We start from the raw sequence: 20,371 nt of genomic DNA, 5'->3' as shown, positions 1-20,371 counted from the left end.
CTTCTTGCTGCCAAGGAGGGAAGACGTGGATGCCCGGGACAAGCCCGGGCATGACGAGCTTCACTAAAACCACCGAATCCGTTGGCCGCATTTTCAGTCAGACTCTTAGGGGAGAGGGTGCACCGCCATTGCCGAGAAGCTGAAGCGATGCTTCAATCCGAGTGGGAAAACTGGCATCGCCGACGCGCGATGCCATGTTCGCAAGAAACCTGCTCGGAGATGCCATGACCAATCTCATCATCCGCGGCGGCACGGTTGTGAATCATGATCATTCGCACCCTGCCGATGTCCTCATCGACGGCGAGACCATTGTCGCGATCGGCACCGCGATCGATGCGCCCACAGGCGCGCAAACGATCGACGCCGGCGGCTGCTATGTGATGCCGGGCGGCATCGATCCGCATACCCATCTCGAAATGCCGTTCATGGGGACCGTCACAGCGGATGATTTCGAATGGGGCACCAAGGCGGCGCTGGCCGGCGGCACCACCATGGTGGTCGATTTCTGCCTTCCCGATCCCGGACAATCGATGCTGGCGGCGTATCAGGACTGGCGGCGCAAATCGGAAAAGGCGGCGAGCGACTACGGCTTCCACATGGCGGTGACCTCGTGGTCGAAGCAGGTGTTCGACGAAATGGAGATCGTGGTCAAGACCTACGGCATCAACACCTTCAAGCATTTCATGGCCTACAAGGGCGCGCTGATGGTGAACGACGACGAGCTCTACAACTCGTTCGCGCGCTGCGCCCATCTCGGCGCCATGCCGCTGGTGCACGCCGAAAACGGCGACGTCGTGGCGCGGATGCAGGAGGCGCTGCTCGGGCGCGGCGTCACCGGCCCTGAGGGCCATGCTTATTCGCGGCCGCCGGAAGTCGAGGGCGAGGCCACCAACCGCGCCATCATGATTGCCGACATGACCGGCGCGCCGCTCTATGTCGTGCATACCAGCTGCCGCGAGGCGCATGAGGCGATCGCACGCGCGCGCGCCGGCGGCAAGCGCGTCTATGGCGAGCCGTTGATCCAGCATCTCCTGCTCGATGCGGGTGAATATCAGAACAAGAGCTGGAACCATGCCGCCCAGCGCGTGATGTCGCCGCCATTCCGCGACAAGTCGCACCAGGACTCGCTCTGGGCAGGACTCCAATCCGGTTCGCTGCAGGTGGTCGCGACCGACCACTGCGCATTCACCACCGACCAGAAACGGCTCGGCGTCGGTGACTTCCGCAAGATCCCGAACGGCACCGGCGGCCTCGAAGACCGCATGCCGTTGCTCTGGACCGCGGGCGTCACTACCGGCCGATTGACAAAAGAAGAATTCGTCGCGGTGACCTCTTCCAACATCGCCCGCATCCTCAACGTCTATCCGAGAAAGGGGCGGATCGCGGTGGGCTCCGACGCCGACGTCGTGGTGTGGGACCCGTCCGCAAGTAAGACGATCAGCGCCAAAAAACAAATGAGCCGCATCGACTACAATGTGTTTGAAGGTTTCTCCTGCACCGGCGGACCGGCGGTCACGCTATCGCGCGGAAAAATCGCCTGGAAGGACGGCGAGCTTCGCGCCGAGAAGGGCGATGGAAAATATGTCGAGCGGCCGCCGTTCTCACCGGTCCATGTCGCGAATTCGACGTGGAAACAGCAGACCGCGCCGCAAGCGGTAAGGCGGGCTGACGTAACACCGTGAGCGCGGGAAAATTCCCGCGCCGAAATCCTCTCGATTGCAGCGTCAAATGGCACTTCATTTGCATGCAAATTGCGAGCAAATTCACCTGGAGGACGCGGGATGTTTCGGATGTCGTTTAGAACGTTGATATTAGGCAAGACCTTGATGGTGGGTGCCGTCATCTGCCTGTCTTCATTCGCCGCGCCCTCCTCGCAAGCCGAGCCCGCAAGCTGCCCCTCGCCGATCCCGCTCGGCCTGACCACCGCGCTCACCGGCAATCTGGCATTGCTCGGCACCCAGGCGCGCAACGGCGTCGAATTCGCGGTCGACGAGATCAACGCCGGCGGCGGCATCGCCGGCAAGAAATTTTCGTTGACGAGCGAAGATACCGGCGCGTCATCCACCGATGCGCTCAACGCGATGAACCGCATTCTCGAGGGCAAGCCGCTCGTCATCTTCGGATCGATGATCAGCCCGCATGTGTTCGCGCAGACCGAGGTCGTGACCAAATCGGAAACGCCGTTCCTGGTCGGCGCCACCAATGCGAAAGTCACGGCGCAGGGCAGCCCGTGGCTGTTCCGCACCCATGTCCATGACGGCCAGCTCGCCGACCTCATTCCGGAATATCTGGTGAAGTCGCTCAAGATGGCAAAACCCGGCATCATGGCGGTGGCCGACGATTACGGGCTCGGCGCCTCCAAGGGCATTCAGGCCGCGCTTGCAAAACTCAACGTGGCGCCGGTCGCGGTGACGTCCTATGCGCCGTCGGACAAGGACATGAGCGCGCAATTGCTCGAGATCAAGGACAAGGGCGCCGACAGTCTGATCCTGTTCGGCCGCCCGGCCGACGTGACACTGGTGATGAAGCAGATGGGTGATCTCGGCATCAAGCTGACGACGATCGGCAATTCGAGCCTCGTCGCGCAGACCACGCTGAACAACCTCTCCGCCGCTGAAGCCGACGGCAGCTATGCGATCGGCGGCATGATCCCGCAGACTTCGATCGACGCCAAGATTCTCGACTGGTCAAAGCGCGTGCTGGAAAAATACAAGGTGCCGGCCGATAATTTCACGGTGTCGTATTACGACACGGTCTACATGCTGAAATCGATCATCGAGAAGGTGGGTTGCGACAAGGGCGCGATCCGTGACGCACTGGCCGCGACCAAAGACTGGAAGGGCATGCTGATCAACTATCAGGCTGACAAGCAAGGCGACCTCGCGCACATGCTCGGGATCTATCGCAACAAGGGCAAGATGCCCGAACTGACCGGCCCGATCAAAGAGAGCGGATACTGATCGCTTCATGGGCCAGCTCGTCGTCAACGGCCTCGCGCTCGGCAGCATCTATGCTCTGGTCGCGCTCGGTCTGCTGCTGATCTTCAACACCGTCCAGATCGTCAACTTCGCCCAGGGACAATTATTGATGCTGGGTGCCTTCATCGGCATCAGCGGCGCGGTGTCGCATGAATTGCCGGTAGCGGCGGCGTGGGCGCTGACCATGCTGGCGATGGCGCTGATCGGCATCGTGTTCATGGTGCTGGTCTACTTTCCGCTGCGCGGCCGGCCGCCGTTCCTGGTGATCCTGACCACGATCGCGATGGGGATCGTTTTGGAAAACCTCGCACTGATCATCTGGGGACCGCTGCCGGTATCGTTGCCCTCGCCGGTTCACGGCGCGCCATTGCGCTTTGCCGGTATCGTGATCTCGATGCATCAGCTTTTTATCTTTGCGACGCTGGCGGTGATCCTGCTGCTGCAATTCCTGATGCTGACAAAAACCCGGTTCGGCATCCTGATGCAGGCAACCGCTCAGGATCTGCATACCGCGCGTCTCGTCGGCATTCCCGTCAACCGCACCATCGCGGTTGCGTTTGCGCTTGGGGCCGTTTTGTCCGGCATCGCCGGGCTTCTGGTGGCGCCGATATTTTTGGCCGAGCCGACCATGGGCGGGAGCCTCGGCTTAAAGGGATTCGTCGTCAGCGTGATCGGCGGCTTCGGCAATCTGCCGGGCGCGGTGATCGGCGGGTTATTCCTCGGCCTGATCGAGACCTTTGGTGCGCGCTATATCTCGTCGAATTTTCGCGACGCCTACGCCTTCATCGTCATGATCGCCGTCCTCGTCGCCTGGCCGCGCGGCCTGTTCGGCGAGAAGAGCAGCGAGAAGGTCTGAGGTGAAACGTCTGATGCCAGTGGCGCTCTGCGCCGCCGCCGCGCTGGCGATCCCGCTCGCAACCCGTGACGGCTACGTCATTCAATTGCTCAATATCGCGATCCTCAACGCAATCGTCGTCTTAGGTCTGAATTTCGCCACCGGCTGGACCGGCCAGATCAACTTTGGTCAGGCCGCGTTCTATGGCCTCGGCGCTTACACCACCGCGCTCGCCAGCAAGGCCGGATTGCCCTGGGTCGCCACGCCATTTCTCTCCGCCATCATGGTGATGATCGCCTCTCTTGCGCTCGGCGTGCCGACCTTGCGGCTGCGGACTTACTATCTCGCCATGACCACGATCGGGTTCGGCGAAATCGTCCGCCTCGTCATCGTGCATTGGGAGCCGGTTACCGGCGGCACCTCGGGCTTGCGCGCGATCCCCGGCATCAGCCTGTTCGGCCTCGCGCCGCAGGGACCGATCGAACATTTTTATCTTTTAGTCGCCGCGCTGGCGCTGGCGGTGCTGGTCGCAGCGCGAATCCGGCACTCGTCGCTCGGCCGCGCCATGATCGCGACCAAGAACAGCGAGATCGCCGCCGAGCAGAGCGGCGTCGATACCACGCGCATAAAGGTGTTGGCGTTCATGATCGGCGCGGTTTATGCGGGCCTTGCCGGCTGTCTCTATGCGTCGTCGATCCGCTTCATCAGCCCCGACAGTTTTTCGGGCACGCAGGCCGTGCTGCTGATGACGATGCTGATCGTCGGCGGCATGGGCTCGATTGCCGGCTGCGTCATCGGCGCGGTGGCGCTGACGATCCTGCCCGAGGCCTTGCGATTCCTCGGCCAGTGGTATCTCGTGCTCTACGGCCTCGGCGTCATCGCGGTGATCGTGCTGGCGCCGGGCGGCCTCGCGTCGATCGCATCCCTGATACATCAGCGCCAGGCGCGCGCGCCATGAGCGATGCACCAATCATCGCCGCGCGCGGCGTCACCCGGCGGTTCGGCGGCCTGTTGGCGCTCGATGGCATCGACCTCGATGTTCCCCGCGGCATCGTGCAGGCGATCATCGGGCCCAATGGTTCGGGCAAGACCACGCTGCTCAATGCGTTGAGCGGAGCCTCGCATGCGGATTCCGGCTCGATACGTATCGACGGGAACGAAGTCTTCCGGCTCAAGCCGCACCGGATCACCCGGCTCGGACTCGCACGCACCTTCCAGACCATCCGAATCTTCACCGATCTCAGCGTGCTCGAAAACGTGAAGGTCGCGGCCAGCTGCAACATCAATGCATCGCTATTCGGCATCGTGACGGCGAATGCGCTGCAAAGACAGAATGAAGCCGAGATCGAGCGCTCGGCGCGCGAGGCGCTTGACATCGTCGGCCTTTCCCGCCGCGCCGGCGACCGTGCCGCGCAGCTACCTTACGCGCAACAGCGCCTCCTGGAGATCGCCCGCGCGCTGGCCACAAAGCCCAGCGTACTCTTGTTGGACGAACCCGCGGCCGGCATGAACATGACCGAAAGCATGACGTTGCTGGATACGATTGCAAAACTGAAACACCGGGGCATCACGATCCTTCTGGTCGAGCACAATGTGCGACTGGTGATGGGCATCAGCGACCGCGTCGCGGTTTTGGATTTCGGCAAGAAGATCGCCGAAGGCGCGCCCGCCGACGTCCAGCGCAATCCACTCGTGATCGAGGCCTATCTCGGCAGGCGGCACCGCCATGCTTAAGGTCGAAAACCTGCACGTTTCCTATGGCCATATAGAAGTGCTGAAGGGCATTTCCTTCACCGTCGAGATGGGCGAGATCGTCGCGTTGATCGGCGGCAACGGCGCCGGCAAGACCACGACGCTCGCTACCGTGTCCGGCCTGCTGCGCCCGGCCTCGGGCAAAATCTTCTGGAAGGGCGAAGTCATCCACACGACAGCGGTCGAGACCATCGTCGCCGCCGGCATCGCGCATTGCCCGGAGGGGCGACGGATTTTTCCGGGCCTGACCGTGCGCGAGAACCTGCTCACCGGCACGGCGTCGCGCTCTTACAAAAAATCCGAAGTCGAGGACGATCTGGCGCTGGTGTTCGAACTGTTTCCGCGACTGAAGGAGCGCATCAAGCAGGGCGGATGGTCGCTGTCCGGCGGCGAGCAGCAGATGCTCGCGATCGGCCGCGCGCTGATGAGCCGCCCCAATCTGTTGATGCTGGACGAGCCGTCGCTGGGGCTGGCGCCGATCGTCATCGAGCAGGTGTTCGACAAGATCGTCGAACTCAACCGCCGCACCGGGCTCGGCGTGCTGCTCGTGGAACAAAATTCGGCGATGGCGCTGGAAATCGCCGCCCGCGCCTTTGTGCTGGAGACCGGAACCATCACGCTGTCCGGACCATCCGCCACGCTAGCCGACGATCCGCGCGTGCGCGAGGCGTATCTGGGAGGGTGAGCGTCAGACTCTTACCCGTCCGCCAAAAACCGTCGATCTCTGCGGAAAGCGTGCGGAGCCGCTGCGTTTCAACGGAACTTTGATTTGCCTTCAATGTTCATCCTGATACCCGATTTATGAGACGGTATTCTCTCCGTCCGGGTCAATCATCATTGTCAGGAGTGAGCGATGTCCAAGGTTGCGCTGTACGTTCCGCTCGAGGCCAAGCCGGGTAAAGAAAAGGAAGTCGCGGATTTCCTCAAATCGGCGCTGCCGCTGGTCAACGCCGAACCCGGCACGGTCACTTGGTTTGCAATCCAGGAAGGTCCATCGTCGTTCGCGATTTTCGACACGTTCAACGACGAGGCCGGGCGCGAGGCGCATCTCAATGGCAAGGTCGCCGCGGCGCTGATGGCGAAGGCGGGCGAATTGCTGGCCAAGCCGCCGACGATCCACAAGATCGATATCCTGACCGACAAGCTGCCAAAATAGGTCTGACACCAAATTTGATGGGCAGCCGGTTGCCTAGATCGCGCCGGCCTTACCCGTCGCCTTGTCGGTCAGCGCGACCGTTTCAAAATACTGGATCTTCGGGTCGTTGCCGTAGCGCGCGCGGATGCCGTCGCGCCAGGGCCCGCTGTAAAACGCTTCGGCGTCGGCTTGGGTCTCCCACATATAGACGCCGCCGGCGACGCCGCCTTCCTTCCGGCAGATGAACTGCTTGCGGACAAAACCTTTTGCTTTCAGGAAATCCGGCGCGATCTTGGTGAAATGCGCGCGGCATTCCTCGAGGCCGATCGACGGCGGCAGGTCATAGAGAACGATGGCGGTAATCATCGGCGCTGCTTCCTCATGCTCTTCCCTTTGATTTCACCGGCGTTGATCGTCTCTTAGCCTTGCCCGCCGGCCAGGCGCGCATGGCCAGACGGCCTATTTCCGTCAGCTTCTCGCGCGACGCGCCGTCGCGCGCCTGCCCCGCTAGTCCACGCGCCACCGCGCTGAAATAGGCAGCGAGCATGTCGACGTCGGTGTCCTCTGGCACGTCCCCGTCGGCGATCCCCTTGCGAAGGCGCTCCGCCATCGTGCCTTCCGAAAAGGCGCGATGCTCAACCATCACTTCACGAATGCTCTCCAGCGCCGGCGGGGTCTGCGTACACGCCAGCGAGATCATGCAGCCCGGCGGATGATCGCCGCGCGTGAACTCCTCTGCGGTCGCGGCAAACAGACGCGAAAAAGCCGTTCGGGTGTCGGTGGCTTCGTCATTGAGGATGCCGAAGAACCAGCGACCGGACGAATCGAGGTAGGATTGCGTGGCCTCGCAATAGAGCTCCTCCTTGCTGCCGAACGAATTGTAAAAGCTCGAGGCGCTGATCCCCATGGCGGCGATCAGATCGTCGAACGACGTGCCTTGATAGCCGCGCTCCCAGAACAGCTTCATCGCTTTATCGAGCACGGCGTCGCGGTCGAACACCGACGGCCTTCCGCGGCCACGCCTGGCGCCTTCGACTATTTTTGGTGCCATCGCTCCAATAATCCTTGACCGACGTCTCCCCGCGTTTATATGGGCAGATATTGGAGTAAGGCCTCCAGATATCAACCCCCTTTCGGCGGAGCGAGGGCTCATGGACGGTATCACCGATCAAATCAGCGATCATTCCAGCTTTGAAAGCGACGCGGCCGGGTTACCTGACCAACGGCGGGCCGGGGCCTGGAGGGTAGGCGCAGCAGGCGTGGCCTTGGCGGTCCTTGCCGCGTTCACGTATCTGGGCATTTTCCATCACAGGGAGGCTCGAGCGGTCGCGCCACCAGCGGCACTTCCGCTCGTAACGGTAAGCAAGCCCTTGCAGCGCGCGGTCGACACCCGGCTTGGATTTCTCGGCCAGTTTTCTGCGATCGACAGAATAGAACTGCGGGCTCAGGTTGGAGGTACTCTGACTGAAATCCACTTCAAGGATGGCCAGATCGTCCACAAAGGCGATCTTCTTTTCGTCATCGACCCCCGCCCATATGAAATCAAGCTTGCGCAGGCAAACGCCCAATTACAGACAGCGAAGGCACGTGTCGCGTTTGCGAGCAACCAGCTTACGCGCGCACAATCGCTTCGCCGCAACGAGTTCGCGACCCAGGAGACGGTCGATCAACGTACCTCCGACCAGGACGCCTCAGAGGCCGCCGTCGAAGACGCCAAGGCGCGCATACGCGATGCCCAGCTTGACCTTGAATACTGCCGCGTCACCGCTCCCTTTACGGGACGCATCGGCGCCCGCCAGGTTTCGATCGGAAGCCTGGTCGCGGGCAGCCGTGCGGCGGTCAGTCCGACGACCCTGCTGGCGACGCTGGTTTCGCTCGATCCTCTCTATCTCGACTTCGACATGAGCGAATCCGATTATCTGACGTTTGCGCGCGAACGCGCGCGCGTCGCGGGTCCGCTCGCCGACGGGGTCTTGATCGGCTTGAGCGATGAGAACAGCCTCACGCGCGAAGGAACACTCGACTTTGTCGACAATTCCCTCGATCGTTCGAGCGGAACGATACACGCGCGCGCGACAGTGCCCAATCACGATCTCTTCCTCGCGCCGGGGCAATTTGCACGGCTGAGCGTGACGGTCGCACCGCCCACGCAGGCCGCCCTGTTACCTGACTCTGCAGTCGTGCTCGATCAGTCGCAGCACCTGGTCATGACGGTTGGTCGGGATGGAACCGTTACGCCGAAGATCGTGCAAATCGGCGAGCTTCGCGGTGGACTGCGCGTCATCAAATCCGGCCTGGAGGCGGGCGACCGCGTCGTCATCGATGGTCTGGTGCGAGCCATTCCGGGCACCAAGGTCGCGCCCCAGGACGGCGCGATCCGCTATGACGCCGCCACCGACGGCCAAGGTTAGACCAAGGCTAAAGCAGGAGCTCTCCCGTGCGCCTCTCACACATCTTTATCGACAGGCCGATTTTCGCCACCGTCCTGAGTGTCTTCGTGACATTGATCGGACTTGGTGCGCTCGCCATCCTGCCGGTTGCGCAATATCCGGAGATCGTGCCTCCGACGGTCCAGATCACGACGACCTACCCGGGCGCGTCCGCGGAGACCGTTTCGAGGACCGTCGCAACGCCGCTCGAGCAGCAAATCAACGGCGTTGAAAACATGCTTTACATGAGCAGCCAGGCGACGGGGGATGGCAAGCTCACGATAACCGTGACGTTCCGAATTGGGACCGACCTCAACGTCGCGCAGATGCTGACCCAGAACCGCGTGCAGGATGCCCTGCCCCGACTGCCCGAGGATGTGCAGCGCCTCGGCGTGCAGGTGAGGAAGTCGACACCCAACATCCTGCTGGCAGTTCACCTTTATTCGCCGGATAGCTCGCGCGACATGCTCTATATTTCGAACTATGCGACCTTGCACGTCAAGGACATGCTGGCGCGCCTGCCGGGCGTCGGCGACGTGCAGATCATAGGCGGCCGCGAATATGCGATGCGGATATGGCTCGATCCCGATAAAGTCGCAGCCCATAATCTGAGCGCCGGCGAAGTCCTTAGCGCGCTGCGGGCACAAAATATTCAAGTCTCGGCGGGTGTCCTCAATCAGCCACCGGTCGCCTCGCGAGAGGCCTACCAACTCAACGTGCAGACGCTTGGCAGACTGGCCACGCCCGAACAATTCGCGGCCATCGTCCTGAAATCGGACTCGCTGGGGCGCGTCACGCGCCTGCGCGATGTCGGGCGCGTCGAGATTGGCGCATCGGATTATGGGTCGACCGCCTTCACGGATCGCGGACCGGGCATGCCCTTGCTGATCTTCGCCCAGCCCGGGGCGAATTCGCTTGCCGTAGAGCATGAAGTTCTATCGACCATGGAAACGCTCGTAAAAGAGTTTCCGCCCGGCCTCAATTACAAGATCATCTACGATCCCACGATATTTGTCGGCAAGTCGGTCAACGAGGTGATCAAGACGATCTTCGTCGCCATTTTGCTGGTCGTCGGCGTCGTGTTCCTGTTTCTTCAGAGCTGGCGCGCCGCGATCATTCCGGTGATCGCGATACCGGTCTCGCTGGTCGGCACCTTTTCCGTGCTCTATGGCCTCGGAATTTCGCTGAATAATCTGTCGCTGTTCGGCCTGGTGCTCGCGGTCGGCATTGTCGTCGACGACGCGATCGTCGTGGTCGAGAACGTCGAGCGCAACCTTGAGCGTGGGATGACGCCCGCGAAAGCCGCGCATGTCACGATGGATGAGGTCGGCGGCGCGCTGATTTCGATTGCGCTGACGCTTTGCGCGGTGTTCGTGCCGTCGGCGTTCCTGTCCGGGATTTCCGGCCAGTTCTTTCGCCAGTTCGCGGTCACGATTTCGGCGTCGACATTGATCTCCTGCTTCGTCTCGCTGACCTTGAGTCCCGCCCTCTGCGCGGTGCTGTTCAAGGCCCACCGGCCTGACCACAAGGTCCGGCCTGCACCAATAGTCCGCCTTGTCAAGGCGGGCTTTGACCGCTTCAATTTCGGATTCGAATGGCTGTCGACCAGCTATGGGCGGCTGACGCGCCGGCTTGCGCAGGTAACCGGGGTGGTGCTTCTGGCGTACACCCTGTTGATTGGCCTCGCAGGCTTTCAATTTGCCCGGGCGCCTACCGGCTTCATTCCCGAACAAGACCAGGGCTATCTCATCACGGTCGTCCAATTACCGCCCGGCGCATCGCTTGATCGGACGGAAGCGGTTGTCAAGAAGGCGATCGAAATCATCTTGACGACGCCGGGGGTCGAGCACGTCGCGCCGTTCGCAGGGCTGGACGCGACCACCTTTACGATTGCGTCGAACGCCGGAACCATCTTTTCCGGGTTGCCGTCCTTGTACAATCACGAGATCAAAGGTTTGACGGCAGCAACCGTTCTCGCTGACCTGCGCAAGCGCCTGTCGGTGATTCAGGAAGCTCATGTGCTGACCATCCCGCCGCCGCCGGTGCAGGGCATCGGCAACACCGGCGGCTTCAAGATGATGGTCCAGGATCGCGCTGGCCTCGGCTCCGACGCGTTGGCGCAAGCGGCGCAAAAGCTTGTCGCCGCGGCCAATAAGGATCCGGATTTCGCAGGCGTCTTCACGCTGTTCGGAACGCGCGCGCCGTCGATCTACGCGGATATCGATCGCGAGAAAGCCGAGAAAGTCGGCCTCACTCCGACCGACGTCTTCTCGACCCTGCAGGTGTATCTGGGATCCCAATACGTCAACGACTTCAACTATCTCGGTAGAACCTATCAGGTGATTGCGCAGGCCGATGGCGGCTTTAGACAGGATCCGCAGGATGTCGCACGACTGAAGGTACGCAACAGCTCAGGCGAAATGGTGCCGGTCGGCACGGTGGCCAGGCTCAAATACGAGAACGCGCCCTATCGCGTACCCCGATATGACCTGTTTCCCGCGGCCGAAGTGATGGGCGTCGCTGCGCCCGATGTCGCGACGGGCACCGCCTTGCGGCGGATGGAAGAGCTCGCCCGCGAGGTGCTGCCGCCCGGCATCGGTTTCGAATGGACGGAGCTCGCTTTCCAGCAGCAGCAACCCGGAACATCGGCCTTGCTGGTGTTCGGAGCGGCAGCCCTGTTTGTTTTCCTGGTGCTCGCAGCCCAGTATGAGAGCTGGAAATTACCTCTTGCGGTGGTGATGATCGTGCCAATGTGCCTTCTTGCCGCGGTATCAGGTTTGTTGATGCGCGATATGGCAGTCGATGTTCTGGCACAGATCGGTTTCGTCGTTCTGGTCGGTCTCGCCGCCAAGAACGCGATTTTGATCGTGGAATTTGCGCGGCAGGCGGAAGAAGAAGGTGCCACCCCAGCGGAAGCCGCCGTCACGGCCGCGCGCACGCGGCTCCGTCCAATCCTGATGACCTCGTTTGCGTTTATCCTCGGCGTCGCTCCGCTCGTCGTCGCGACCGGCGCGGGCTCCGAGATGCGGCAGTCACTTGGAACCACGGTGTTCGCCGGCATGCTGGGCGTGACCGCGTTCGGGCTGCTGTTTACGCCTGCCTTCTATACCGTGGTTCGCAAGCTCGGTCGCAAACAGAAGCAGCCCGTAGAAGCCGCGCACGCGGCCATCACGACAAGTGGTTGAACGCGGCCGAGGAGCTGGGATGGTGGGCGCGACAGGGATCGAACCTGTGACCCCCTCGATGTCAACGAGGTGCTCTCCCGCTGAGCTACGCGCCCCAAACCCAGGACCTACGGGTGGGGTCCGTATATCGGCTCCAAAGCAGGCAGGCAAGGTTGCCGGGCCGGGACTTTTGGAGCCTTGAGCGGCCTGTTCAGGCCGCCAGCATCTTGTTCACTTCGCTGACCAATTCGCGAAGATGGACCGGCTTGGACAGCACTTTGGCGTTTTTCGGCGCCTCGGAATCCGAATTGAGCGCCACGGCGGCAAAGCCGGTGATGAACATGATCTTGATGTCGGGGTCGAGTTCCGAGGCCCGCCGCGCCAGCTCGATACCGTCCATCTCGGGCATCACGATATCGGTGAGCAGCATCTCGAACGGCTCCTCCCGCAGCCTTTGGTAGGCGGACAGGCCATTGTCATGGGGCGACACCTGAAAACCGGCGTTTTCCAGCGCCTTGACCAGAAAGCGGCGCATGTCGTTATCGTCTTCGGCGAGGAGTATCTTGTGCATGGCGGCTAGTCGTCGAATCCCGATTGGAGGATCAGTCCGCTCACTAAGCCCGACAGAGGGTAAATTTCGGGTGAAAGGGCGTAGGCTGAGGATCGGCTGAGGCCTTATCTATTTCTGTACCGGAACGCGCTTCAAAGCAATGAACTCGGGCGTTTTCGGCAATCAAGATACATTCCAGGCCGGGTAATATTTTTTCGCTTGGCAGAACGGTTGTGATTATCGACAATGACTTCTCATAAAAACCCCGTTTTTCTGGCAGAATCAACCTTGCCCGGATCAGCGGATGCAAGGGACGGCGCCCGACGATGACCCTGTTTGATGGCGAACAGTCGCCTCCGTTCGAGATCGTGGAGCCGGCTGAGTGGCGGGCGCCGATCATCTTCAACTCCCCGCATTCCGGCTCGGTCTATCCGGACGAATTCCTGAGCGCCTCGCGCATCGATTTGACCTCGCTGCGCCGCTCGGAAGATTCGTTCATGGATGAGTTGATCGCGGGCTTGAGCGCGCGCGGCTTTCCGACCGTCCGGGTGAACTTTCCGCGCTCTTATGTCGACGTCAACCGCGAGCCCTACGAGCTCGATCCGCGGATGTTTTCAGGGCGCTTGCCGAGTTTTGCCAACACGCGCTCGATGCGGGTGGCCGGTGGTCTCGGCACCATCCCACGCGTGGTCGGCGACGGCCAGGAAATCTATCGCGAGCGGCTTTCGGTCGACGACGCGCTGGCGCGGATCGAGGCGCTCTACAAGCCCTATCACCGCGCGCTGCGGCGGCTGATCAACAAGGCGCACCAGGCGTTCGGCACGGTGATCGTGGTGGATTGCCATTCGATGCCCTCGATCGGCGTATCGCGGGACGAGCCGCGGCGGCCGGATGTGGTGATCGGCGACCGCTATGGAACCAGTTGCGCGGCGCTGTTGCCCGACAAGGTCGAGCAGACCATGAGCCGGCTCGGTTACTCGGTCGGGCGCAACAAGCCCTATGCCGGCGGCTTCATTACTGAGCACTACGGCAATCCCGCGAGCGGATTGCATACAATCCAGCTTGAGCTCAACCGCGCGATCTACATGGATGAGCGTCGGCGCGAACGCGGCCCAAGATTCGCGCAGGTGATCACGGATTTCGCGACGCTGGCCGACGCGCTCGCCGCCGTTCCGCTCGGCGACCTCGGGCCATTCCAGGCGGCGGCTGAATAAAATCCATTTCGCTCGTCATTCCGGGGCGCGAAGCGAACCCGGAATCTCGAGATTCCGGGTCTGGTCCTTCGGACCATCCCGGAATGACGGCGAGTCACTCAACGAAAGAATAATTTCTCCAGGGAATCTCCAAAGAAAAAAGGGCCGCTTGAGTAAACAAGCGGCCCAAGTCTAGGGAGGAAACGCCCAAGGAGGGCAGCGGTAACGCAAAAGCGCTACCGCACCGCAACAATATGCGACCGCGCTGCACAAAACGCAAGGCCTTTCGAACTTTTTCCGGTGCAAAAACTCACAGAGTTCCGGGATAAGACAAAAAAGTCACAAAGTCCAATTTTCTTACGTTATTTCAATCAGTTGGCTGACGCGCCGCAAGCCGCGCATGCCGCATTCCCGAATTGGAATGGTTAAATTCTCAAACTCGTGAACGCCTCTGTCATCAAAAAATTCACCGATGCGCAGGCTGATTCGGGAGGAGCAAAATAGCGCGTGCGGACGCCGGATTAAGCCTCCGTGACCCGTGCGCGAGTTGCAGGATTGGGCTAGGCAAGAGCGATAAGAAAAATTCTTAACGCCCCGCTTCGCACCTTTGAGGGATAGCCGTGACGGTCATCGATTTCACAGCCTTCATCGGCCGCCTCGCCACCGCTTCCGGGGAAACCATCCTGCCGTTCTTCCGGACCTCGCTCTCGATCGACAACAAAAGCAACAGCCAAGATTTCGATCCGGTGACCGAAGCCGACCGCGCGGCGGAAGCGGTGATGCGGCGGTTGATCAAGGCAAGCTTTCCCCAGCACGGCATTGTCGGTGAGGAATTCGGCAACGAGCGCGAAGACGCCGAATATGTCTGGGTGCTGGATCCGATCGACGGCACCAAATCCTTCATCGCGGGCTTTCCGATCTGGGGCACGCTGATCGCGCTGTTGCACAAGGGCACACCGGTGTTCGGCATGATGCACCAGCCCTTCATCGGCGAGCGGTTTTCCGGCGACAGCGGCTCGGCGCATTATAATGGGCCGTCGGGAGAGCGGAAACTCGCTGTGCGGCGCTGCGCCTCGCTGAAGGAGGCGACGGCGTTCACGACCAGCCCGCTATTGATGAACGCCGCCGATCGCGCAGCCTTCGCGCGCATCGAAGCGGCGGTGCGGCTGACGCGTTACGGCGGCGATTGCTATTCCTATTGCATGCTGGCGGCCGGACATCTCGATCTCGTGGTCGAGACCGAACTGAAGGCTTACGATATAGCCGCTCTTATCCCGATCATCACCGGCGCCGGCGGCATCGTCACCACCTGGGAAGGCAAGCCCGCGCAGGGCGGCGGCCGCATCATCGCGGCCGGCGATCCGCGGGTTCATGAAGCGGCGCTCAAGCTGTTGAACAGCTAGTTCTGCCTGGCGAGGTCCCTCCCCTCATCCTGAGGAGCGGCCCTGGCCGCGTCTCGAAGGATGAGGCCCGATCGTGGCCTCATGGTTCGAGACGGCGCAAGTGCGCCTCCTCACCATGAGGGGAGGCAGTGGGATGGGAGGAGGCTCGCATGAAACTTCTGTGGACGCTGGTGGCCGCATTGTCGGTGCTGCTGTCGCCGGTCTTGGCCGGGGCGCAGGATTTTCCGAACAGATCGATCCGGCTGATCGTGCCGTTTCCAGCCGGCGGCCCGAACGACATCATCGCGCGCGTGGTCGGCCAGCGCATGTCGGAACTGGCAAAACAGCCGGTGGTGATCGAAAATCGCGGCGGACAAGGCGGCGTGCTCGGAACCGACGCTGTGGCGAAGGCCGCGCCCGATGGCTACACCATCGCGATCTCGAGCGCGGGCGCACTCACGATCAGCCCGAGCATGGAAAAGGTGGCCTACGATACGCGCCGGGATCTGCAGCCGATCACGCTGGTGGCGACCGTGCCAGAGATGCTGGTGGTCGCGACCAACGTTCCGGCGCACGACATGAGCGAATTGATTGCGCTCGCCAAGGCGCAGCCCGGAAAACTCAATTTTGCCTCAACCGGCGCCGGCAGCCTGACGCAGCTCGCAGGCGAATTGTTCAAGCTCAAGGCCAGGATCGACATCGTGCACGTGCCCTATCGCGGCGCTGCGCCGGCCGTGAACGATCTGCTGGGACAGCAGGTGCAGATGGCGTTTCTCGATCTGCCGGCGCTGTTGCCGCAGATCAAGGCCGGCAAGCTGCGCGCGATTGCGATCGGCGCGCCCGAGCGCGCGCCGACCGCGATGGAGGTGCCGACAACAGCCGAAGCCGGCTTGCCCGGTCTTCTGGCCGAAAACTGGTACGGCATGGTCGCGCCCGCCGGCACGCCTCCCGCGATCGTCGCCGCGCTGAACAAGATCGCGAGCGAAGCGATGCGCGATCCCGCAGTGAAGGAGAAGCTTGCGAGCCAGGGCGCCGAACTGGTCGGCGACACGCCGGAGCATTTTGCCAGCTTTATCGACGCCGAAACTAAAAAATGGGCGCAGGTGATCAAGGACGCCGGCGTTCCGACGGAGAAGTGAGCGGTTGCCCGGATGGAGCGAAGCGAAATCCGGGGCGGTGTTCCCGGATTTCGCTGCGCTACATCCGGGCTACGACATCGCAGGAGTGTCAAGACGTGGATGCCCGGGACATAGGCGAGCGGAAGCGACGCCGTCCTTCAGACGGCTATGCCCGGGCATGACGACGGGTGTTAATGCGCGGCCTTGCGCAGATGCTCGACCAGTTGCTTGGCCGGCCGCGGCAGCGTCTTGAAGCTGCGGGCGCAGATTGCCAGCCGCCGGTTGGCCCAGCCGTCGCGGATCCTGACCATCGCGATCGGCATCGATCGGGCGCAGCGCCTGGCTGCGGCTTCCGGCACCACCGCGATGCCGACATTCGCCGCCACCAGCTGGCAGATCGCGTCGAAATCCCGCAAGCGTGCGCGGAACCGCAGGCGCACGCCGAGCCGGGCGGCGTGTTTTGAAATATGCACCTGCAACGCGGTCGCGTTGGTCAATCCGACGAAGTCGCGGTCCGTCACATCAGCAAAATCGATTCCGCGGCGGCCGGCGAACGGCCCGTGCCGCGGCGTCACCAGTGTCAGGCGGTCCTCGCTGAACAGGAACCGTTCGATGTTCTCCGGCAATGCATGTTCGGCGGCAAAGCCGAGATCGGCCGCGCCGGTCGCGATCGCAGTGGCAATGTCGGCGCTTTCGCGTTCCTCGACATCGACGCTGAAATCGGGATGTTCGCGCAAAAATGCCGCCAACGCCTTCGGCAAATGCTCCGACAGGCCCGAGGTGTTGGCGAGCAGATGCACGCTGGCCTTGATCCCGCTGGCATAGGCCGAAAGATCGCCGCGCATCGCTTCCACATTGTGGAGGACGATGCGGGCGTGATCGAGCAGGCTTTCGCCGGCTGCCGTCAATTCGACACCGCGGCGGCCGCGCTTTAGCAGCGCAACGCCAAGTGCTTCCTCCAGCCCCTTGATCCGCTCGCTCGCGGAAGCGAGCGCCAGATGGACGCGAACCGCGCCGGCCGTGATGCTGCGCGCATCGGCGACCGCGACGAACAGTTGGAGATCGACAAGATCGAAACGCATGGCGGTTTTCCAACCCTCATGGTGAGGAGGCGCGCTTGCGCCGTCTCGAACCATGAGGCCCGTGGCCCATCCTTCGAGACGCGGCCTGAGGGCCGCTCCTCAGGATGAGGGTAGTGCGTGTGGCAACGCAGGGAAAGAGCCTTCGTCAGTCCCGAAGGCTATCTCCGTAACCTCCAGATTGTGCCGATAACGCCGATCGGTCAATGTCTCCGGCATGTTCGATCCGTTCATCATCCTGATCGCCGCGGTGTTCCTGCTTGCCGGTTTCATCAAGGGCGTGCTCGGGCTTGGCCTGCCGACGGTGGCGATGGGCCTGCTCGCGGTCACCATGCAGCCGTCGCGGGCGCTGGCGATCGTCATCGTGCCGGCGGTCATCACCAACATCTGGCAGACCTTTGGGGGGCCCTATTTGCGCGACATCATCCGGCGATTGTGGCCGCTGATGGCGGGCACGGTGGTCGGCATCTGGTTGAACGCGGGCATGCTGACCGGCCCCTCGGCGCGCTACGGCTCGATCGTGCTCGGCGCGTTGCTGGTGATCTATGCGGTCGTGGGCTTGAACAAATTCAGCTTCACGGTCGCCCGCCGCGATGAAAAATGGATCGGCGGCATCGTCGGCGTCACGACCGGGCTGGTTTCCGCCGCAACCGGCGTGCAGGTGATCCCCTCGATGCCGTTCATGCAGGCGATCGGATTGGAAAAGGACGAGCTGGTGCAGGCGCTCGGGGTGTTCTTCACGGTCGCGACGCTGGCGCTCGCCTTCAATCTCACCAGCGCTGGCCTGCTGGGTGCAGCAACTGCGCTGCCCGGCGCGGTCGCGATGGCGGCCTCCTTTGCCGGCATGTTCATCGGCCAAGCGGTGCGCTCGCGGATGCAGCCCGACGTCTTCCGCCGCTGGTTCCTGATCGGGATGATTTGTCTTGGGCTTTATCTGGCGGGAGCCGCGGTGTTTAAGGTGATGGCCGCGTAAGGCAGTCGAAACATCTGGCCGTCATGCCCGGGCTTGTCCCGGGCATCCACGTCCTTCCAAGACCAAAAAAGTAAGACGTGGATGGCCGCGACAAGCCCGGCCATGACGGTTATCTTGGGCATCGATTATTTAAACAGCGGCGTGCCCGGGACGAACGCATCGAACGCCGCCCAGAATTGGGCGCGGTAGCGGTCCTGCTCCTGCAGGATTTCGTGCTTCGAGCCCGCGATCACGAGATGCGAGCCGGCGCGCAAATGATAGGCGAATTCCTCGATCGCGGACGTCGACACGACGGCGTCGCTGGAGGCTGCCAGCATCAGGATCGGCTGGCGGATTTGCAACGGATAATCCGCGGCGCGAAAGCCGTTCATCGCGGCAAACGCCGTATCGGCCCAGGCCACCGTCGGCGAGCCGAGGCCAAGCGTCGGATCTTCTTCCAGGATCGCGGCATTGCGGGCATAGCGCACGGGATCGCTGGTCAGGGGATTGTTGACAAAGGAGTCCGCGCCGGTCAGCGCATCGCTGCCACCAGGAATGTAGCGGCCGCCCTGACCGGCGAGCCGCAGCAGGCGCAAAAGCGCGCGGGCCGGGAACGAGGTGCGGTGTCCGGGCAAATCGATCATCGGCGCCGACAGCACCATGCGGTCGAACCAGCGCTTTCCGGCATAGGCGACCCGCAGCAGCACCGCGCCGCCCATCGAATGCGCCAGCGCGAAATGCGGCGGCGGGCAGTCCGGCAGCACCACCTGCTGCACGAAGGTCTCGACGTCAATTTCGTAATCGGAGAAATCGCGGACATAGCCCTTGCGCGGATCGCGCAGGCGCCGCGACGAATGGCCCTGCCCGCGCCAGTCGATCATCGCCACCGCGAAGCCGCGATCGCGCAGGTCGCGCACGGTCTCAAAATATTTTTCGATCTGCTCGCTTCTGCCGGTGAAGACGCAGACCGTGCCCTTGCGGTTGGCTGGTGGCGCCCAGCGCGCAAAGCGCAATTCGGCGCCGTCCGGCGTCTTGATGATGCCGGAGACGACGTCTTCGGGAACGGGATTGGCGGGAATCGAGACGAGCGTCATGGGCTGCGGACCGTTAGGCGAAAAGTGCTGAAAATCAAGGGTGGGATAAACGTTGGGGCGTCAAAAACGGGCGTCGTTGCCGCCCTCTTGAACGCCGTCTCACCCCTCCCATATCATTTTCGTGCAGGCCGCTACCAGTGTTTCTGGCAACGGATCACTGGGGCTGCACAGGACAAAGGCCCGGCCCGATGGCGGGCGGGTTCACTTAAACAGTCGCTCAATGGAGGACTACCCTATGCGTTATGATCTGACCCCGTTTTATCGTTCCACCGTCGGTTTCGACCGCTTCTTCTCACTGCTCGACCAGGCCGCCGCCGACGGCAGCCCCGGCTATCCGCCCTACAATATCGAGCGCACCGGCGAGAACACCTACCGCATCAGCGTCGCGGTTTCCGGCTTTTCGCAAGGCGAGCTTTCGATCGTCGCGAAGGAAAACACGCTGACGATCAAGGGCGAGAAGTCCGCCAATGAAAACGGCAACAAATCCGAGGTGCTGTATCGCGGCATCGCGGCGCGCGCTTTCGAGCGTGCCTTCCAGCTCGCCGATTTCGTGGTGGTGAAGAACGCCTCGCTCGAGAACGGCCTGCTCCATGTCGATCTCGTCCGCGAGATCCCCGAGGCCAAGAAGCCCCGCAGCATTCCGATTTCCACCAGCGCCCAGGCGCCGCAGGTGGTCGACGGTTCGAAAGCCGCCGCGTAACGCGGTTGTT

Annotated in this window: 19 protein-coding genes and 1 tRNA gene; 14 read left to right on the top strand and 6 right to left on the bottom strand. The window is 62.2% G+C overall.

Features of this window, described 5'->3' with window-relative positions; all coding sequences use genetic code 11:
• The first annotated feature begins 224 nt into the window (after positions 1-224).
• The 7 genes from hydA (at position 225) to B5526_RS25000 (ending at position 6,721) form a co-directional block, all read left to right on the top strand.
• On the top strand, positions 225-1,682 hold the full coding sequence (gene hydA / locus B5526_RS25030; protein ID WP_079545328.1) for a dihydropyrimidinase: 1,458 nt from the start codon (positions 225-227) through the stop codon (positions 1,680-1,682).
• Positions 1,683-1,790: 108 nt separating this feature from the next.
• Positions 1,791-2,960: an ABC transporter substrate-binding protein gene (locus tag B5526_RS25025; protein ID WP_172842102.1), complete on the top strand. Its 1,170-nt coding sequence runs from the start codon at positions 1,791-1,793 to the stop codon at positions 2,958-2,960.
• 7 nt (positions 2,961-2,967) lie between these two features.
• Positions 2,968-3,834, top strand: a complete 867-nt coding sequence (locus B5526_RS25020; RefSeq protein WP_079542514.1) for a branched-chain amino acid ABC transporter permease — start codon at positions 2,968-2,970, stop codon at positions 3,832-3,834.
• A gap of 1 nt (position 3,835) precedes the next feature.
• Entirely contained in the window at positions 3,836-4,771 is a 936-nt protein-coding gene (locus B5526_RS25015) for a branched-chain amino acid ABC transporter permease (protein WP_079542513.1), read from the top strand.
• On the top strand, positions 4,768-5,547 hold the full coding sequence (locus B5526_RS25010) for an ABC transporter ATP-binding protein (RefSeq protein WP_079542512.1): 780 nt from the start codon (positions 4,768-4,770) through the stop codon (positions 5,545-5,547). Before B5526_RS25015 ends, B5526_RS25010 begins: the two co-directional genes overlap by 4 nt.
• A complete protein-coding gene (locus tag B5526_RS25005) occupies positions 5,540-6,250 on the top strand; it encodes an ABC transporter ATP-binding protein (protein ID WP_079542511.1) in 711 nt (236 codons plus the stop codon). Before B5526_RS25010 ends, B5526_RS25005 begins: the two co-directional genes overlap by 8 nt.
• Positions 6,251-6,418: 168 nt before the next feature.
• Positions 6,419-6,721 (top strand): putative quinol monooxygenase, encoded by a 303-nt coding sequence (locus B5526_RS25000; RefSeq protein WP_079542510.1) that lies wholly within the window; start codon positions 6,419-6,421, stop codon positions 6,719-6,721.
• Positions 6,722-6,754: 33 nt separating this feature from the next.
• Here the strand turns inward: B5526_RS25000 and B5526_RS24995 are convergent, their stop codons facing one another.
• Both B5526_RS24995 and B5526_RS24990 read right to left on the bottom strand, forming a co-directional pair.
• On the bottom strand, positions 6,755-7,066 hold the full coding sequence (locus tag B5526_RS24995; RefSeq protein ID WP_079542509.1) for a YdhR family protein: 312 nt from the start codon (positions 7,064-7,066) through the stop codon (positions 6,755-6,757).
• A gap of 13 nt (positions 7,067-7,079) precedes the next feature.
• Positions 7,080-7,751, bottom strand: a complete 672-nt coding sequence (locus tag B5526_RS24990) for a TetR/AcrR family transcriptional regulator (RefSeq protein ID WP_197688366.1) — start codon at positions 7,749-7,751, stop codon at positions 7,080-7,082.
• Between the two features lie 100 nt (positions 7,752-7,851).
• Here B5526_RS24990 and B5526_RS24985 point away from each other — a divergent pair, with 100 nt between their 5' ends.
• A complete protein-coding gene (locus B5526_RS24985) occupies positions 7,852-9,111 on the top strand; it encodes an efflux RND transporter periplasmic adaptor subunit (protein WP_079542508.1) in 1,260 nt (419 codons plus the stop codon).
• Positions 9,112-9,137: 26 nt separating this feature from the next.
• A complete protein-coding gene (locus tag B5526_RS24980; protein ID WP_079542507.1) occupies positions 9,138-12,314 on the top strand; it encodes an efflux RND transporter permease subunit in 3,177 nt (1,058 codons plus the stop codon).
• 20 nt (positions 12,315-12,334) lie between these two features.
• Here the strand turns inward: B5526_RS24980 and B5526_RS24975 are convergent.
• Together B5526_RS24975 and cpdR are read right to left on the bottom strand one after the other, a co-directional pair.
• A tRNA-Val gene (locus B5526_RS24975) sits at positions 12,335-12,409 on the bottom strand.
• A gap of 95 nt (positions 12,410-12,504) precedes the next feature.
• Positions 12,505-12,864, bottom strand: coding sequence for a cell cycle two-component system response regulator CpdR (cpdR, locus tag B5526_RS24970; RefSeq protein WP_079542506.1), 360 nt, complete (start codon positions 12,862-12,864; stop codon positions 12,505-12,507).
• 305 nt (positions 12,865-13,169) lie between these two features.
• Between cpdR and B5526_RS24965 the strand changes: the two genes are divergently transcribed.
• The 3 genes from B5526_RS24965 to B5526_RS24955 all read left to right on the top strand — a co-directional run bounded on the left by B5526_RS24965 (position 13,170) and on the right by B5526_RS24955 (position 16,557).
• Positions 13,170-14,057: an N-formylglutamate amidohydrolase gene (locus B5526_RS24965; protein ID WP_079542505.1), complete on the top strand. Its 888-nt coding sequence runs from the start codon at positions 13,170-13,172 to the stop codon at positions 14,055-14,057.
• Positions 14,058-14,656: 599 nt separating this feature from the next.
• Complete coding sequence (gene hisN, locus B5526_RS24960; protein ID WP_079542504.1) at positions 14,657-15,439, top strand: histidinol-phosphatase; 783 nt, start codon at positions 14,657-14,659, stop codon at positions 15,437-15,439.
• A 149-nt stretch (positions 15,440-15,588) separates the two neighbouring features.
• Positions 15,589-16,557, top strand: coding sequence for a Bug family tripartite tricarboxylate transporter substrate binding protein (locus B5526_RS24955; RefSeq protein ID WP_079542503.1), 969 nt, complete (start codon positions 15,589-15,591; stop codon positions 16,555-16,557).
• A 170-nt stretch (positions 16,558-16,727) separates the two neighbouring features.
• Here B5526_RS24955 and B5526_RS24950 read toward each other — a convergent pair whose 3' ends face one another.
• Positions 16,728-17,618: a LysR substrate-binding domain-containing protein gene (locus B5526_RS24950; RefSeq protein WP_079542502.1), complete on the bottom strand. Its 891-nt coding sequence runs from the start codon at positions 17,616-17,618 to the stop codon at positions 16,728-16,730.
• Between the two features lie 214 nt (positions 17,619-17,832).
• Between B5526_RS24950 and B5526_RS24945 the strand changes: the two genes are divergently transcribed.
• Complete coding sequence (locus tag B5526_RS24945; RefSeq protein WP_079542501.1) at positions 17,833-18,588, top strand: sulfite exporter TauE/SafE family protein; 756 nt, start codon at positions 17,833-17,835, stop codon at positions 18,586-18,588.
• 125 nt (positions 18,589-18,713) lie between these two features.
• Here B5526_RS24945 and B5526_RS24940 read toward each other — a convergent pair whose 3' ends face one another.
• Positions 18,714-19,661, bottom strand: coding sequence for an alpha/beta fold hydrolase (locus B5526_RS24940; protein ID WP_079542500.1), 948 nt, complete (start codon positions 19,659-19,661; stop codon positions 18,714-18,716).
• 235 nt (positions 19,662-19,896) lie between these two features.
• On the opposite strand from B5526_RS24940, the gene B5526_RS24935 reads away from it, so the two are divergent.
• Positions 19,897-20,361, top strand: a complete 465-nt coding sequence (locus B5526_RS24935; RefSeq protein WP_079542499.1) for an Hsp20 family protein — start codon at positions 19,897-19,899, stop codon at positions 20,359-20,361.
• Positions 20,362-20,371: the final 10 nt, after the last annotated feature.

Origin of the sequence: Bradyrhizobium lablabi (genome assembly GCF_900141755.1) — a bacterium.
Lineage (GTDB): Bacteria > Pseudomonadota > Alphaproteobacteria > Rhizobiales > Xanthobacteraceae > Bradyrhizobium > Bradyrhizobium lablabi_A.
Note: the sequence above shows the minus strand (reverse complement) of the source record. Positions and strands in the feature narration are given on the sequence as shown.